Origin of the sequence: Paraburkholderia eburnea (assembly GCF_002917095.1) — a bacterium.
In the GTDB taxonomy this organism is placed as follows: Bacteria; Pseudomonadota; Gammaproteobacteria; order Burkholderiales; family Burkholderiaceae; genus Paraburkholderia; species Paraburkholderia eburnea.
On the sequence record NZ_PQGA01000010.1, the window covers coordinates 65,376 to 79,784 of the forward strand.

14 protein-coding genes are annotated in these 14,409 nt (G+C 62.1%); all 14 read left to right on the top strand.

All coding sequences use genetic code 11. The features are described from left to right. The first annotated feature begins 3 nt into the window (after positions 1–3). Positions 4–1,791 carry a branched-chain amino acid ABC transporter ATP-binding protein/permease gene (locus tag B0G62_RS18610; RefSeq protein ID WP_103705692.1) on the top strand — a complete coding sequence of 596 codons (1,788 nt, stop codon included), beginning with the start codon at positions 4–6 and terminating at the stop codon, positions 1,789–1,791. After that, positions 1,791–2,537: an ABC transporter ATP-binding protein gene (locus B0G62_RS18615; protein ID WP_103705693.1), complete on the top strand. Its 747-nt coding sequence runs from the start codon at positions 1,791–1,793 to the stop codon at positions 2,535–2,537. The genes B0G62_RS18610 and B0G62_RS18615 overlap by 1 nt, the downstream gene beginning before the upstream one ends. A 194-nt stretch (positions 2,538–2,731) precedes the next feature. Beyond that, the gene (gene mnmG, locus B0G62_RS18620; RefSeq protein ID WP_103705694.1) at positions 2,732–4,705 is read left to right on the top strand and encodes a tRNA uridine-5-carboxymethylaminomethyl(34) synthesis enzyme MnmG; all 1,974 of its coding nucleotides are present in this window, start codon (positions 2,732–2,734) and stop codon (positions 4,703–4,705) included. After that, on the top strand, positions 4,702–5,400 hold the full coding sequence (rsmG, locus tag B0G62_RS18625) for a 16S rRNA (guanine(527)-N(7))-methyltransferase RsmG (protein WP_103705695.1): 699 nt from the start codon (positions 4,702–4,704) through the stop codon (positions 5,398–5,400). The genes mnmG and rsmG overlap by 4 nt, the downstream gene beginning before the upstream one ends. Positions 5,401–5,502: 102 nt before the next feature. Further along, a complete protein-coding gene (locus B0G62_RS18630) occupies positions 5,503–6,273 on the top strand; it encodes a ParA family protein (protein ID WP_103705696.1) in 771 nt (256 codons plus the stop codon). A gap of 19 nt (positions 6,274–6,292) precedes the next feature. After that, the gene (locus B0G62_RS18635; protein ID WP_103705697.1) at positions 6,293–7,180 is read left to right on the top strand and encodes a ParB/RepB/Spo0J family partition protein; all 888 of its coding nucleotides are present in this window, start codon (positions 6,293–6,295) and stop codon (positions 7,178–7,180) included. A gap of 50 nt (positions 7,181–7,230) precedes the next feature. After that, positions 7,231–8,358, top strand: a complete 1,128-nt coding sequence (locus tag B0G62_RS18640) for an SLC13 family permease (RefSeq protein ID WP_244193305.1) — start codon at positions 7,231–7,233, stop codon at positions 8,356–8,358. Positions 8,359–8,656: 298 nt separating this feature from the next. After that, positions 8,657–9,259: an ATP synthase subunit I gene (locus tag B0G62_RS18645; RefSeq protein ID WP_407671215.1), complete on the top strand. Its 603-nt coding sequence runs from the start codon at positions 8,657–8,659 to the stop codon at positions 9,257–9,259. Positions 9,260–9,457: 198 nt separating this feature from the next. Next, positions 9,458–10,309: a F0F1 ATP synthase subunit A gene (gene atpB / locus B0G62_RS18650; protein WP_103705699.1), complete on the top strand. Its 852-nt coding sequence runs from the start codon at positions 9,458–9,460 to the stop codon at positions 10,307–10,309. A gap of 86 nt (positions 10,310–10,395) precedes the next feature. Continuing rightward, positions 10,396–10,674, top strand: coding sequence for a F0F1 ATP synthase subunit C (atpE, locus tag B0G62_RS18655; protein WP_027815999.1), 279 nt, complete (start codon positions 10,396–10,398; stop codon positions 10,672–10,674). 136 nt (positions 10,675–10,810) lie between these two features. Next, entirely contained in the window at positions 10,811–11,281 is a 471-nt protein-coding gene (locus B0G62_RS18660; RefSeq protein ID WP_103705700.1) for a F0F1 ATP synthase subunit B, read from the top strand. Between the two features lie 2 nt (positions 11,282–11,283). Further along, a complete protein-coding gene (locus B0G62_RS18665) occupies positions 11,284–11,823 on the top strand; it encodes a F0F1 ATP synthase subunit delta (protein WP_103705701.1) in 540 nt (179 codons plus the stop codon). Between the two features lie 66 nt (positions 11,824–11,889). Then, entirely contained in the window at positions 11,890–13,431 is a 1,542-nt protein-coding gene (gene atpA / locus B0G62_RS18670; protein WP_103705702.1) for a F0F1 ATP synthase subunit alpha, read from the top strand. An 84-nt stretch (positions 13,432–13,515) separates the two neighbouring features. Then, positions 13,516–14,400, top strand: a complete 885-nt coding sequence (gene atpG / locus B0G62_RS18675; protein WP_103705703.1) for a F0F1 ATP synthase subunit gamma — start codon at positions 13,516–13,518, stop codon at positions 14,398–14,400. Positions 14,401–14,409 lie beyond the last annotated feature (9 nt).

Consider the following 14,409-nt stretch of genomic DNA (forward strand, 5'->3'; position numbering starts at 1 on the left):
GCGATGAAACGACTTGTTCTGCATAACCGCGTCTTCTGGCTGTTCCTCGTGGTGATGTTCGCGCTGCCGGTGCTGCCCGGCTTCGTGCGCGTGCCGGAGTACTGGATCACGCTGCTCAACTACATCGGGCTTTATTCGATCGTCGCCATTGGACTGGTGCTGCTTACCGGCATCGGCGGGATGACGAGCTTCGGGCAGGCCGCGTTTGTCGGTCTGGGCGCGTATGCGACGGCCTACCTGACGACGCAGTACGGCGTTTCGCCGTGGCTCGCGTTGATCGTCGGCGTGGTGATTACGGCGCTCGTCGCGCTCGTGCTGGGGCTTGTGACGATGCGGCTCTCGGGCCACTTCCTGCCGCTCGGGACGATCGCGTGGGGGCTTGCGCTGTTCTTTCTGTTCGGCAACCTGGACATGCTCGGCAAGTACGACGGCATTAACGGCATTCCGGTGCTCAACGTGTTCGGCATCGAACTGGAGTCGGGGCGGCACATCTATTACCTGATTTGGGTCGTGGTGCTGGCGTCGGTGATCTCCGTCCAGAATCTGCTCAATAGCCGCACGGGCCGCGCGATTCGCGCGCTGCGTGGCGGTGGGCTGATGGCCGAGGCGATGGGCGTCAATACGGCCTGGATGCGCGTGGTGATCTTCGTTTATGCGGCGGTTCTCGCAGCGGTCTCGGGCTTCCTGTACGCGCATCTCCAGCGCGCCGTGAACCCGACGCCGTTCGGCTTGAATCACGGCATCGAGTATCTGTTCATGGCTGTGGTGGGCGGTGTGGCTCACGTCTGGGGCGCGGTGCTGGGCGCGGCCATCCTCACCGTGCTGCAGGACTGGCTGCAGACCTTGCTGCCCAAACTGCTTGGCGAGAACGGCAACTTCGAGATTATCGTCTTCGGCATCTTGATGGTCTTGCTGCTCCAGTACGCGCGGCGCGGCGTCTGGCCGTTCGTCGCGCGCTTTTTCCCGCGCGGACCGCAGGCGCATGTGCCCGAGCACACCGAACCGTTGCCGCAGCGCAGCAAGCCCGCGACGGGTGAGTTGCTGCTGAGCGTCGACAAGGCGCGCAAGCAGTTCGGCGGCCTGGTCGCCGTGAACGACGTGAGCTTCGAGGTGAAGGCCGGGCAGATCATCGGCCTGATCGGACCTAATGGTGCGGGTAAATCGACCACGTTCAACCTGGTTACGGGTGTGCTCCAGCCGACCAGCGGCTCGATCACCTTTCGCGGCGAGCGCATCGACAAGCTGACTTCACGTGAAATCGTCGCGCGCGGGATCGGTCGTACCTTCCAGCACGTCAAACTGTTGCCGACGATGACGGTGCTGGAGAACGTGGCGATTGGCGCGCATCTGCGTGGCCATTCGGGTGTTCTGCGCAGCGTCGTCAAGCTCAACGCGGCGGAGGAGGGAAGGCTTATGGGCGAGGCGGCGCGGCAACTGAGGCGCGTCGGGCTTGAGAGGCACATGTATGAAGAGGCGGGCAGCCTGGCGCTCGGCCAGCAGCGGATTCTGGAAATTGCCCGCGCGCTTTGCTGCGATCCGACCCTGCTGCTGCTCGACGAACCGGCTGCGGGCCTGCGTTATCAGGAGAAGCAGCAGTTGGCCGCCTTGTTGCGCAAGCTGAGAGAGGAGGGGATGAGCGTGCTGCTGGTCGAACACGATATGGACTTCGTGATGAATCTCACCGATCGCCTGGTCGTGATGGAGTTCGGCACGCGCATCGCCGAAGGATTGCCGCAAGAGGTGCAGCAGGACCCGGCGGTGCTGGAGGCTTATCTGGGCGGGGTGGAGTGATGACGACACCCATTCTTGAGGTTTCGGGGCTTGCAGTTCGGTACGGCAAGATCGAGGCGCTGCATAAGGCGTCGATCAAGGTCGGCGCCGGGCAGATCGTCTCCGTGATCGGGCCGAACGGCGCAGGCAAGTCCACGCTGCTCAATGCCATCATGGGCGCGCTACCCGTGACGGGCCACGCGAGCGGGCGCATCGCTTATCTCGGTGACGAAGTCGGCGGTTTGCCGATCGAGCGCCGGGTGGCGCGCGGCATGTGCCTCGTGCCGGAGAAGCGCGAGCTGTTCGCGTCGATGACGGTCGAAGACAATCTCGTACTGGGCGCATACCGGCGTAAGCGGGCAGGGGAGCGCAACTTTCTCGATCAACTCGACCATGTGTTCGCGCTTTTCCCGCGCCTGAAGGAGCGGCGTGCGCAGGCTGCGGGCACGCTCTCCGGCGGTGAACGCCAGATGCTCGCAGTCGGACGGGCGCTGATGGGTAAGCCTGATTTGCTTATGCTGGACGAACCGAGTCTCGGGTTAGCGCCGCTGATTGTGAAAGAGATCTTCCACATCATTAGTGCGCTGCGGCAGACGGGCGTGGCAACGTTGCTCATTGAGCAAAACGCGCGCGCAGCGCTGCAGATTTCCGACTACGGCTATGTGCTGGAGACAGGCGATCTGGCGCTGGAAGGTCCGGCGAGCGAATTGGCGCAGAACCCGCGCGTGATCGAGACTTACCTCGGCTTGGCAAAGAGGCCTGTGTAGCGGTCTGGTTCTCGTCAGGCTCTGCAGAAATCGGCGGCGTGTTTCACGTGAAACACGCCGCTTTTTTCTTTTGGCGGACTAAACCTAATTCGGGTGTGAACGGTCCAAATCCTGAACCCGTTATAATCCGCGCATACCACTTTTTCTGAGAAGGCTCACGCGGTCCGTTCGTGTCCGTGCGTGAGGTCCCCGCCATGCTTTTTCCCACAGAGTTAGACGTAATCGTCGTCGGCGGCGGTCACGCCGGCACCGAGGCCGCGCTTGCCGCAGCCCGTATGGGCGTGAAGACGCTCCTGCTCACGCACAACATCGAAACGCTCGGTCAGATGAGCTGCAATCCGTCGATTGGCGGTATTGGCAAAGGCCATCTGGTCAAGGAAGTTGATGCACTTGGCGGCGCGATGGCCGCAGCGACGGACGAGGGCGGCATCCAGTTCCGTATCCTCAATTCGTCCAAGGGGCCGGCTGTGCGCGCGACGCGTGCTCAGGCTGACCGCATTCTCTACAAGGCTGCGATTCGTCGTCGTCTGGAAAATCAGCCGAATCTCTGGTTATTCCAGCAGGCGGTCGAAGACCTGATGGTCGAGGGCGACCGTGTGGTTGGCGCCGTGACGCAGATCGGTCTGCGCTTCCGCGCGCGCGCCGTGGTGCTGACGGCGGGGACTTTCCTCGACGGCAAGATCCACGTGGGCTTGAACAATTACACGGGCGGTCGCGCTGGCGATCCGGCTGCGGTGACGCTTTCGGCGCGCTTGAAGGAACTGAAGCTGCCGCAAGGCCGCCTCAAGACCGGCACGCCGCCCCGTATCGACGGCCGCACGATCGACTTCTCGGTGCTCGAAGAGCAACCTGGCGATCTCGATCCGGTGCCGGTCTTCTCGTTCCTTGGTCGTGCGGAGCAGCACCCGCAGCAGATTCCGTGCTGGGTCACGCACACCAACGAGCGCACGCACGACATCATCCGTGGCGGTCTGGATCGCTCGCCAATGTATACGGGCGTGATCGAAGGGGTAGGGCCGCGCTACTGCCCGTCGATCGAAGACAAGATCCATCGCTTCGCCTCGAAGGAATCGCATCAGATTTATCTGGAGCCGGAAGGGCTGACGACCAACGAGTTTTACCCGAACGGGATCTCGACGAGCCTGCCGTTCGACGTGCAACTGGAACTGGTGCACTCGATGCGCGGACTGGAGCACGCGCACATCCTGCGTCCTGGTTATGCGATCGAGTACGACTACTTCGATCCGCGTGGCCTGAAGGCGTCTCTGGAAACGAAGGTGATTGGCGGTCTATTTTTTGCGGGCCAGATCAACGGCACGACCGGCTATGAAGAAGCGGCAGCGCAAGGCTTGCTCGCAGGTATCAACGCCGGTCTGCAAGTGCAGGGCAAAGACGCATGGTGTCCGCGCCGCGACCAGGCCTACCTTGGCGTGCTGGTTGACGATCTCGTAACGCGTGGCGTCTCCGAGCCGTATCGTATGTTCACGAGCCGCGCCGAATATCGCTTGAGCCTGCGCGAAGACAATGCCGATATGCGTCTGACGGAAATCGGCCGTGAACTCGGCGTCGTTGACGACGAGCGCTGGGATGCTTTCAGCCGCAAGCGCGACGCTGTTTCACGTGAAACCGAACGCTTGAAGTCGACCTGGGTGAACCCGAAGACGCTGGGCGCCGAAGAAGCAACGGCGCTGCTCGGTAAGCCAATCGATCATGAATACAACCTCGCCGATCTGCTGCGCCGCCCAGGTGTGAGCTACGACGGTGTCGTCGGCCTGCAGGGAGGCGCATGCGCGCCCGAAGCTCCGCTCGCGGAGGACGCGATCCTGCTCGAACAGATCAAGGAGCAGATCGAGATCGGCATCAAATATCAGGGCTATATCGACCGTCAGGCCGACGAAATCGAACGCAACGGTGCGCACGAAAACACGCGTCTGCCGGAAGGTATCGACTACACAGAAGTACGTGGCCTCTCGTTCGAAGCTTGCCAGAAGCTCAATCAGTTCCGTCCGGAAACGATCGGGCAGGCATCGCGTATCTCCGGCATCACGCCCGCTGCGATCTCGCTGCTGATGGTGCACCTCAAGCGCGGACTCGGCCGTCGTCGTCAGAACCCGGCCGACGCTGCTGCTGCCGCTGCTACCGTCGATAACAAGCCGGTGGCTCAATGACGGGGCGCGCACGGCAACCCGGTATCGCCGACCGCGACGGTCTCGCCCGCATGTTGAAGGAGGGCGCTGATGCGCTTTCCCTCGACCTGAACGAGCGTCAACACGAACAACTGCTGGACTACGTCGCGCTGCTCGCGAAGTGGAACGCCGTCTACAACCTGACGGCGATCCGCGACCCGCGCCAGATGATGATCCAGCACATCCTCGATTCGCTTTCGATCCTGCCGCATCTGCCTTCACGTGAAAACGCGACGGTGCTCGACGTCGGTTCGGGCGGCGGTTTGCCCGGCATCGTGCTGGCAATTGCGCGCCCTGACTGGCGCGTGACGCTGAACGACATCGTGCAGAAAAAGTCGGCATTCCAGTCGCAGGCCAAGGCTGAACTGGGTCTTGCGAATCTGGCCGTGGTGACGGGACGGGTGGAATCGCTGCGCCCCGGCGTCGAAGTGCCGAAAAAATTCGACTTGATCGTCTCGCGGGCATTCGCGGAGCTGTCCGATTTCGTTACACTGGCCCGTCATCTCGTTGCGGACGGCGGCGCGATCTGGGCCATGAAGGGTGTTCGCCCGGATGGCGAGATCGAGCGCTTGCCCGAAGGCGCGCGCGCGGTGAAGACGATCCGTCTCGTGGTGCCGATGCTCGATGCGGAGCGTCATCTCAGCGAGGTACTGGTCGAACCGTTGCCGCAGGTCTGATCGCGGCAAGCATCAAACATTGGCCGAAAGGCCGAATAGCGCGGCCGTTCTGGCTGCGCTAACGTAAGCAAACTCTTAAGGCAGTAAAGGGACTCACACAAGATGGCAAAAATCTTCTGCGTTGCGAACCAGAAGGGCGGCGTCGGCAAGACGACGACAACGGTCAATCTCGCCGCGAGCCTCGCATCGCAGGGACAGCGTGTCCTTCTCATCGATCTCGACCCGCAGGGCAATGCCACGATGGGCAGTGGCATCGACAAGGCCGCCTGCGAGTACACCGTTTATGAAGTGCTCGTCGATGGCATCTCGGTGTCCGACGCGCGTACGAGTCCGGACCATGTTGGCTACGACGTGCTGCCCGCCAACCGCGAACTGGCCGGGGCAGAAGTGGAACTGGTGTCGGTCGATCAGCGCGAACGGCGCTTGAAGAACGCGCTGGCCCAGGTGGACGACCAGTACGACTTCGTCCTGATCGATTGTCCGCCCGCGCTGTCGCTGCTCACGCTCAACGGCCTGTGCGCAGCGCACGGCGTCGTGATCCCGATGCAGTGCGAGTACTTCGCGCTCGAAGGTCTGTCGGATCTCGTCAACACGATCAAGCAGGTGCACGCGAACATGAATCGCGACCTGAAGGTCATCGGCCTGCTGCGCGTGATGTTCGATCCGCGTATCACGCTGCAGCAACAGGTGTCGGAGCAACTCAAGGAGCACTTTGGCGACAAGGTGTTCGACGCGGTAATCCCGCGCAATGTGCGTCTCGCGGAGGCACCCAGCTACGGCTTGCCGGGCGTGGTGTTCGATCGCGCATCGCGCGGTGCGCAAGCCTACGTGCAGTTCGGCGCGGAAATGATCGAGCGCGTGCGCGCGCTCTGACGCAGACTGGGGAAGCACGATGAACGCAGTAGCACGTAAAAAAGGATTGGGCCGGGGACTCGAAGCACTGCTCGGCGGCAGCGCGGACATCACCGAAGCGGTGAAGATCGAAGGCGCACCCAACACGCTCCCGCTCACGCAGATGCAGGCTGGCAAGTACCAGCCGCGTACGCGCATGGACGAAGGCGCACTCCAGGAACTTGCGGCGAGCATTCGCGCGCAGGGACTGATGCAGCCGATTCTCGTGCGTCCGATCGGCGCGGGGCGCTATGAGATCATCGCCGGCGAACGGCGTTTCCGTGCGGCGAACATCGCGGGCCTGACGGAAGTGCCGGTGCTCGTGAAGGATGTGCCCGACCAGGCCGCCGCCGCGATGGCGCTGATCGAGAACATTCAGCGCGAAGACCTGAATCCGCTCGAAGAGGCGCAGGGTATCCAGCGTCTGCTCGACGAATTCAATTTCACGCACGAGCAGGCGGCCGAGTCTGTCGGGCGCTCGCGCAGCGCGGTGTCGAATCTGCTGCGGCTGCTGAACCTGGCGGCAGCGGTGCAAACGATGCTGCTCGCCGGCGACCTCGACATGGGTCATGCGCGCGCGCTGCTTGCCGTTGATGCCGCCACGCAGATCCAGCTCGCGCATCAGGTGGTCAATCGCCGCCTGTCGGTGCGTGAAACGGAAAAGCTCGTCGCGGCCACCACCAAAGCCGTGCCGACGGTCAAGGCGAAGGTCGCGCAGGACGGCGGCCGCGATACGCGCCGTCTCGAGGAAGAACTGTCCGATCTGCTGGCCGCGACGGTCAAGATCAAGGTTGGCCGCCGTGGTCGCGGACAGCTGACGGTCGATTTCGGCGACCTCGATTCGCTTGAGGGCATTCTGCTGCGCCTGCGCGGCGAAACCGCAGTCTGACGCGCCACGCGCGCCCGATGCGGGAACCCGATGCCGCCAAGCGCGGCCCCATGAAGGCAACGCCGAACCTGCTCCAGCGGGTCGGCGCATTCTTGCGCAGCGAGCCGGTGCTGACGATTCTCGTCGTCGCGCTGGTCTTGCTGCAGGTCTTTGCCCCGCAGCCGCTCTCGAAGCTGCCTGCGCTGGTTGACTGGCAAACGGTGATGACACTCGCCGGTTTGCTGATCCTCACCAAGGCGCTCGAATATTCAGGATTCCTCACCTGGACCGCGCATCGTCTGGTTCATCGCATCCGCTCGGAGCGCGCGCTGGCGTTCCTGCTGATTGCACTCGCGGCGGCGCTCTCGACGGTGGTGACCAACGACGTTGCGCTTTTCGTCGTGGTACCGCTCGTGCTCTCGCTGCATAAGCTCACGCCGTTGCCGCTCAAACGGCTCATCATCATGATCGCGCTGGCTGTGAACGCCGGCTCGGTACTCACGCCGCTCGGCAATCCGCAGAACCTGTTTCTCTGGCAAGTGAGCGGCGTGTCGTTTGGCCGTTTCGTGGCGGCGCTTGCGCCGCTTTGCGCGTTGCTGATGGTGCTGCTGTTCGCGCTCGCCGCGTTTCTCTTCAAGCCGCAGCAACTCGACCTCACGAAAGACGTGGATGAACATCGCGTCGATCGCGCATTGGCCGGTGTCGCCGCCGTGCTGTTCGTCGCCTTCGTGTTGCTCGCGGATGCGCATCGCGCCGGCATTGCGCTGGCCGGAGTCGGTGGGGGCTTTTTGCTGTGGCGCGCGCGCATCGTTTTGAAGATCGACTGGCTGCTTTTGTTGATCTTCGTGTTGATGTTCGTCGTTCTGCGCAGCGCCGCCGCACTGCCGTGGATCCATCACGCACTCGCCGATCTGGCGCTGCAGACCCCACTGCGCGCTTATGCCGCAGGGGCCGTTTTGTCGCAAGCCATCAGTAATGTTCCCGCCGCGATTGTGCTCGCGGGCTTCACGCACGACTGGCGCGCGCTCGCCTTCGGGGTGAGTGTCGGGGGCTTTGGCGTGGCGATCGGGTCGCTGGCGAACCTGATTGCCGTGCGTCTGTCGGGCGAACGCTCGGTATGGCTTTCATTTCACCTCATCTCCATGCCGTTCTGGTTAATTGCGGTATTGGGCGGTGGACTCTTGTTAAATTTTTTCTGACGGAAATGCGACAAGTCGGGGCGACACAAGCGCCGTTCCACGGTAAAATCGCGCCCCGTTTTGCCTGGCTCTCCTGAGTGCAGACTGCGTGCAGGACGCTGCCTTACAGTTTCCGTTACCTCCGGAGTAATGGCGCGTTTTCCGCATCATGAAGTAGCATTTCACGGGTGTTATTGAGCGGGCTAAAGTCTTGAATTGGCTGCAACTATCGCTTACAATCGCCCGGATTTATTTGGTTGGCGATGCTGTAAGCACGTTGCAAGAAAGTGCGTGCAAGGCAAATATCCGGAATCAAACGATGGTGGGTCAGAGGCCAGACGAAGCGCCGCAGGCGCATGAAGGGCCCGAAGGTCCGCAGCGCATGAACGAAGCATCCCGCCGGGGGCAGGGTGCGAAACCGGATGCGGCTCAAGCCGTTGTGCACGCAGGCAGTGACCACAACGCAGAGTGGGACGCCGACCAGCAGGATAACAACGACATCGTTCCGCTCACCCGGGCCGAAGCCGAGCAGATCTTCGGCGCACAGGTGAGTCGCCCCTCCCGCGTCACACCTTTTCGTGTCGTGGCGGCGCAAGTAGTTTTGTCCCTGGTTGCTACGCTGGTCTGGTGGCTGTTTTATAAGCCGCCGGGCGTCGATGCGCCAAACGCCGTGGCGTTGTCGGCGTTCCTCGGCGGAGCGATCTGCTGGATCCCCGGTGCGCTGTTCGCGGCGCGCCTCAAGCAGTTGAGCCGTGCAGCCACCGTGTTCAACTGGGTGCTCGGTGAAGCATTCAAGATGGGGGCGACGATAGCGATGTTCGTCGCCATCGCGTTCTGGTACCGCGACGTGCAGTGGATTCCCTTGCTCGTGACGTACCTGATCGCACTAAAGACATACTGGATCGCGCTCGCGTTGCGCTGACCCACTGCCGACATCGCGCCGCCTGCTACGTAGCCAACGTAGAGGGCGTCGAGGCGATCGGAGCGGTGCACGGTTGGATTACGCGTAGGCGACATATGCGGAGATAAGACTCACTCCGCAGCGGCGTGTTCCCGCAATACAGCATTGCGCGGGGGCGGCCGGAACCGATTTTCGACAATTTGGGTGGCTTTTAACGATATGGCAGCTAGCGAAGGCACGCGCGCTCTGGATCCTTCAGAGTACATTGCGCACCACTTGCAGAATTTTTCCACCTCGCATCAGACGTCGATCGTCGATTTTCACGTCTGGAATATCGACACGCTGTTCTGGTCGATTCTCTGCGGCCTCGTGACCATTTTTCTGCTGCGTCTCGCAGCGCGCAACGCGACGCCGGGCGTTCCGGGCCGTTTCCAGTGCGCGATCGAGATGCTGGTCGAAATGGTCGAAGACCAGTCGAAGTCCATCATCCATGGCAATCGTAAATTCATCGCGCCGCTGGCCCTGACGGTGTTCGTCTGGGTCGCGCTGATGAACTGTCTCGACTTCATCCCCGTCGACCTGCCGGGCCGCGTGATCGGCTGGCTGGGTCTGTCCGAGGCACTGCCGCACCAGCGCATCGTCCCGACCGCTGACCTTAACGGCACGTTCGGCATCGCGCTCGGCGTGTTCGTGCTGATGATCTATTACAACCTCAAGATCAAGGGTCCTGGCGGCTTCGCGCACGAACTGCTGTCGGCGCCTTTCGGCTCGCATCCGCTGCTGTGGATCCCGAACCTTGCACTCAACATCATCGAGTTCGTCGCCAAGACGGTTTCGCTCGCTCTGCGGTTGTTCGGCAACATGTATGCAGGCGAACTGCTGTTCCTGCTGATCGCCCTGCTGGGCAGTCTCTGGACCTTCGGTGCGGACACGACGGTGCTTGGCTTCATCGGCCACGTGATTGCGGGCAGCGTGTGGGCGATCTTCCACATCCTGATCGTTCTGCTGCAGGCGTTCATTTTCATGATGCTGACGCTGGTGTACATCGGCCAGGCACACGACAGCCACTAAGTACAAAACCAGGCGGCGGTCGTACCCAGAATTGCAGTTTTAAGTTTCAAATCCCCAGTTCCAGAAAATCTCACAAAGGAGTGATCATGCAAGCTTTCATCGCCAACATCCAGGGTTTCACGGCCATCGGTATCGGCATCATCATCGGCCTGGGTGCAATCGGCGCCTGTATCGGTATCGGCCTGATGGGCGGCAAGTACATCGAAGCCTGCGCACGTCAGCCTGAACTGATGAACCCGCTGCAGACGAAGATGTTCCTGCTGGCTGGTCTGATCGATGCAGCGTTCCTGATCGGTGTTGGTGTTGCAATGCTGTTCGCGTTCGCGAACCCGCTGCTGTCGAAGCTCGCCGCGGTCGCGGGCTAAGTTCCCTGGAAGGTTGCGCCTGATCTATAACGGAATGGGCGCAGAGCGGAACGGGTGACGAGGCGCTGATCGAGTTTCACAACCGATGAGCGCCTTGCCGTTTCAATTCCCCGGAATAGCTGATTAAGGAAACACCGTGAATCTCAACGCAACCCTGTTTGCGCAAATGGTCGTGTTCCTGATCCTCGCGTGGTTCACGATGAAGTTCGTGTGGCCGCCGTTGATCAACGCCCTCGACGAGCGCTCGAAGAAGATCGCTGACGGCCTCGCGGCTGCTGAAAAGGGCAAGGCGGAACTCGAAGCGGCGCACAAGCGCGTGGGCGAAGAACTCGCCACGGCCCGCAACGAAGGCCAGAACCGCATCGCCGACGCTGAAAAGCGCGCGCTGGCAGTCGCAGAAGAAATCAAGGCCCAGGCACAGGCTGAAGCCGCCCGCATCATCGCGGCGGCCAAGGCGGATGCCGATCAGCAGGTGGTCAAGGCTCGCGAAGCACTGCGCGCCGAAGTCGCCGCCCTCGCTGTGCAAGGCGCTGAACAGATCCTGAAGCGCGAAGTCGATCAGTCGGCCCATGCCGAACTGCTGAATCAACTGAAAGCCGAGCTCTGATCATGGCCGAACTTGCAACCATCGCCCGCCCGTACGCAGAAGCCCTGTTTGGCGTGGCCGAAGCTGGTGACCTCGCCGCCTGGTCCACGCTCGTGACGGAGCTGGCACAGGTTGCGGCCGTGCCCGAGGTACTGTCGGTCGCGTCGAGCCCGAAAGTGAGTCGGCCCCAAGTCGTCGAGCTGCTGTTCGCGGCGGTGAAGTCCCCGCTCAAGGATTCGGCCGAGGCCAAGAACCTCGTTCAGATGCTGGTCGCGAATCACCGCCTGGAACTGCTGCCGGAAATCCACGCGCAGTTCGAAGCGCTCAAGAACGCCAAGGCCGGCGCAGCAGACGCGCTGATCGTTAGCGCGTTCCCGCTCGAAGGCACGCAACTGGACGAACTCGTCGCCAGCCTCGAACGCAAGTTCAAATGCAAGCTGAAGCCGACCGTCGAGATCGACAAGTCGCTCATCGGCGGCGTGCGCGTCACGGTCGGCGACGAAGTGCTCGATACCTCGGTCCGCGCGCGGCTCGCCAGCATGCAGGCGGCTCTGACCGCCTGAGTGCCTCGGTCCAAGGGACCAGGCGCGGCGGCTGGCACGCAACAGAATTGAACATCAGGAGCGAATATGCAACTCAATCCCTCTGAGATCAGCGAGCTGATCAAGAGCCGGATCCAGGGCCTTGAAGCGAGCGCAGACGTTCGCAACCAGGGCACCGTGATCTCCGTGACCGACGGCATCGTGCGTATCCACGGCCTGTCGGACGTGATGCAGGGCGAAATGCTCGAATTCCCGGGCAACACCTTCGGTCTCGCGCTGAACCTCGAGCGTGACTCGGTCGGTGCCGTGATTCTCGGTGAATACGAACACATTTCGGAAGGCGACATCGTCAAGACGACGGGCCGCATTCTGGAAGTCCCGGTGGGTCCGGAACTGATCGGCCGCGTGGTCGATCCGCTCGGCAACCCGATCGACGGCAAGGGCCCGATCAACGCCAAGCTGACCGACGCGATCGAAAAGATCGCTCCGGGCGTGATCTGGCGTGAAGGCGTGTCGCAGCCGGTGCAAACCGGTCTGAAGTCGATCGACGCAATGGTGCCGATCGGCCGTGGCCAGCGTGAGCTGATCATCGGCGACCGTCAGTGCGGCAAGACCGCAGTGGCCGTCGACACGATCATCAACCAGAAGGGCAAGGATCTCATCTGTATCTACGTCGCCATCGGCCAGAAGGCGTCGTCGATCCAGAACGTGCTGCGCAAGCTCGAAGAAACCGGCGCGATCGAGTACACGATCGTCGTCGCGGCTTCGGCTTCGGAATCGGCTGCGCTGCAGTATCTCGCACCGTACGCCGGCTGCTCGATGGGCGAATACTTCCGCGATCGCGGTCAAGACGCCCTGATCATTTATGACGATCTGACCAAGCAAGCCTGGGCATACCGTCAAATCTCGCTGCTGCTGCGCCGCCCGCCGGGCCGCGAAGCTTACCCCGGCGACGTGTTCTATCTCCACTCGCGTCTGCTCGAGCGCGCCGCGCGCGTGTCGGCCGACTACGTCGAGAAGTTCACGAACGGCGAAGTGAAGGGCAAGACGGGTTCGCTGACGGCACTGCCGATCATCGAAACGCAGGCAGGCGACGTCACGGCATTCGTTCCGACGAACGTGATCTCGATTACCGACGGCCAGATCTTCCTGGAAACCGATCTGTTCAACGCAGGCATCCGCCCGGCAATCAACGCCGGCGTGTCGGTGTCGCGTGTTGGCGGTGCGGCTCAGACCAAGGTTGTGAAGAAGCTGTCGGGCGGTATCCGTACCGACCTCGCGCAGTACCGTGAACTGGCGGCATTCGCCCAGTTCGCATCGGACCTCGACGAAGCGACCCGCAAGCAGCTTGAGCGCGGCCGCCGTGTGACGGAACTGCTCAAGCAGCCCCAGTACCAGCCGCTGCAAGTCTGGGAACTGGCTGTGGCGCTGTTCTCGGCGAACAACGGCTACCTCGACGACATCGACGTTGCTGAAGTCCTGCCGTTCGAAAAGGGCCTGCGCGAATACCTGAAGTCGAAGCACGCCGACCTCGTCGCGCGCATCGAGGACAAGAAGGACCTTTCGAAGGACGACGAGAACGCGCTCCACGCGGCTCTCAAGGACTTCAAGAAGTCCGGCGCATACTGATCCGTCCGGGAATCAATCTAGATAAACGGACTGGGACCCGGGTGAGCGCTCAAGCGCTGATCCGGGTCGACAAAGGAGCAAGCAATGGCTGGAATGAAGGAAATTCGCGGCAAGATCAAGAGCGTGCAAAACACGCGCAAGATCACCAAGGCGATGGAAATGGTCGCGGCATCGAAGATGCGCCGCGCCCAGGAGCGCATGCGCGCTGCTCGCCCGTATGCCGACAAGGTCCGCGACATCGCTGCGCACATGAGCCGTGCGAACCCCGAGTATCGCCACCCGTTCATGGTGGAAAACAACGATGCGAAGGCCGCAGGCGTCATTCTCGTCACGACCGATAAGGGTCTGTGCGGCGGGATGAACACCAACGTGCTGCGCGCGACGCTGCAGAAGTTCAAGGATCTGGAAGCGTCCGGCAAGTCGATCGAGGCAACTGCGATCGGCACCAAGGGCCTCGGTTTCCTGAACCGTCTGCGCGCGAAGGTCGTCTCGAACGTCGTGCAGCTCGGCGACACGCCTCACCTCGAAAAGCTGATCGGCGCCATCAAGGTGCAACTCGACCAGTACTCGGAAGGCAAGATCTCGGCGGTCTACCTGGCGTACACCCGCTTCGTCAACACGATGAAGCAGGAGCCGGTGATCGAGCAGCTGCTGCCGCTGTCGACCGAGCGCCTGAACGGTGGCGAGGACGACGGTGCGACGCCGAAGTCGCAATGGGACTACATCTACGAGCCGGACGCGCAAACCGTCGTGGACGAACTGCTGGTCCGCTATGTCGAAGCACTGGTCTATCAGGCCGTGGCGGAAAACATGGCGTCGGAGCAGTCCGCACGTATGGTCGCGATGAAGGCGGCGTCGGACAACGCGAAGACGGTCATTAACGAACTGCAGCTCTCGTACAACAAGAGCCGCCAGGCCGCGATTACGAAGGAACTTTCGGAAATCGTCGGCGGCGCAGCAGCCGTCTGACCTTCGGGA

What these genes read in the sequence shown, in the direction of transcription:
- B0G62_RS18630 (WP_103705696.1), top strand. Translation starts at nt 5,503, where the DNA reads ATGGCAAAAATCTTCTGCGTTGCGAACCAGAAGGGCGGCGTCGGCAAG.
- B0G62_RS18615 (WP_103705693.1), top strand. Translation starts at nt 1,791, where the DNA reads ATGACGACACCCATTCTTGAGGTTTCGGGGCTTGCAGTTCGGTACGGC.
- B0G62_RS18640 (WP_244193305.1), top strand. Translation starts at nt 7,231, where the DNA reads ATGAAGGCAACGCCGAACCTGCTCCAGCGGGTCGGCGCATTCTTGCGC.
- atpE (WP_027815999.1), top strand. Translation starts at nt 10,396, where the DNA reads ATGCAAGCTTTCATCGCCAACATCCAGGGTTTCACGGCCATCGGTATC.
- rsmG (WP_103705695.1), top strand. Translation starts at nt 4,702, where the DNA reads ATGACGGGGCGCGCACGGCAACCCGGTATCGCCGACCGCGACGGTCTC.
- atpG (WP_103705703.1), top strand. Translation starts at nt 13,516, where the DNA reads ATGGCTGGAATGAAGGAAATTCGCGGCAAGATCAAGAGCGTGCAAAAC.
- atpA (WP_103705702.1), top strand. Translation starts at nt 11,890, where the DNA reads ATGCAACTCAATCCCTCTGAGATCAGCGAGCTGATCAAGAGCCGGATC.
- mnmG (WP_103705694.1), top strand. Translation starts at nt 2,732, where the DNA reads ATGCTTTTTCCCACAGAGTTAGACGTAATCGTCGTCGGCGGCGGTCAC.
- B0G62_RS18610 (WP_103705692.1), top strand. Translation starts at nt 4, where the DNA reads ATGAAACGACTTGTTCTGCATAACCGCGTCTTCTGGCTGTTCCTCGTG.
- B0G62_RS18635 (WP_103705697.1), top strand. Translation starts at nt 6,293, where the DNA reads ATGAACGCAGTAGCACGTAAAAAAGGATTGGGCCGGGGACTCGAAGCA.
- B0G62_RS18665 (WP_103705701.1), top strand. Translation starts at nt 11,284, where the DNA reads ATGGCCGAACTTGCAACCATCGCCCGCCCGTACGCAGAAGCCCTGTTT.
- atpB (WP_103705699.1), top strand. Translation starts at nt 9,458, where the DNA reads ATGGCAGCTAGCGAAGGCACGCGCGCTCTGGATCCTTCAGAGTACATT.
- B0G62_RS18645 (WP_407671215.1), top strand. Translation starts at nt 8,657, where the DNA reads ATGGTGGGTCAGAGGCCAGACGAAGCGCCGCAGGCGCATGAAGGGCCC.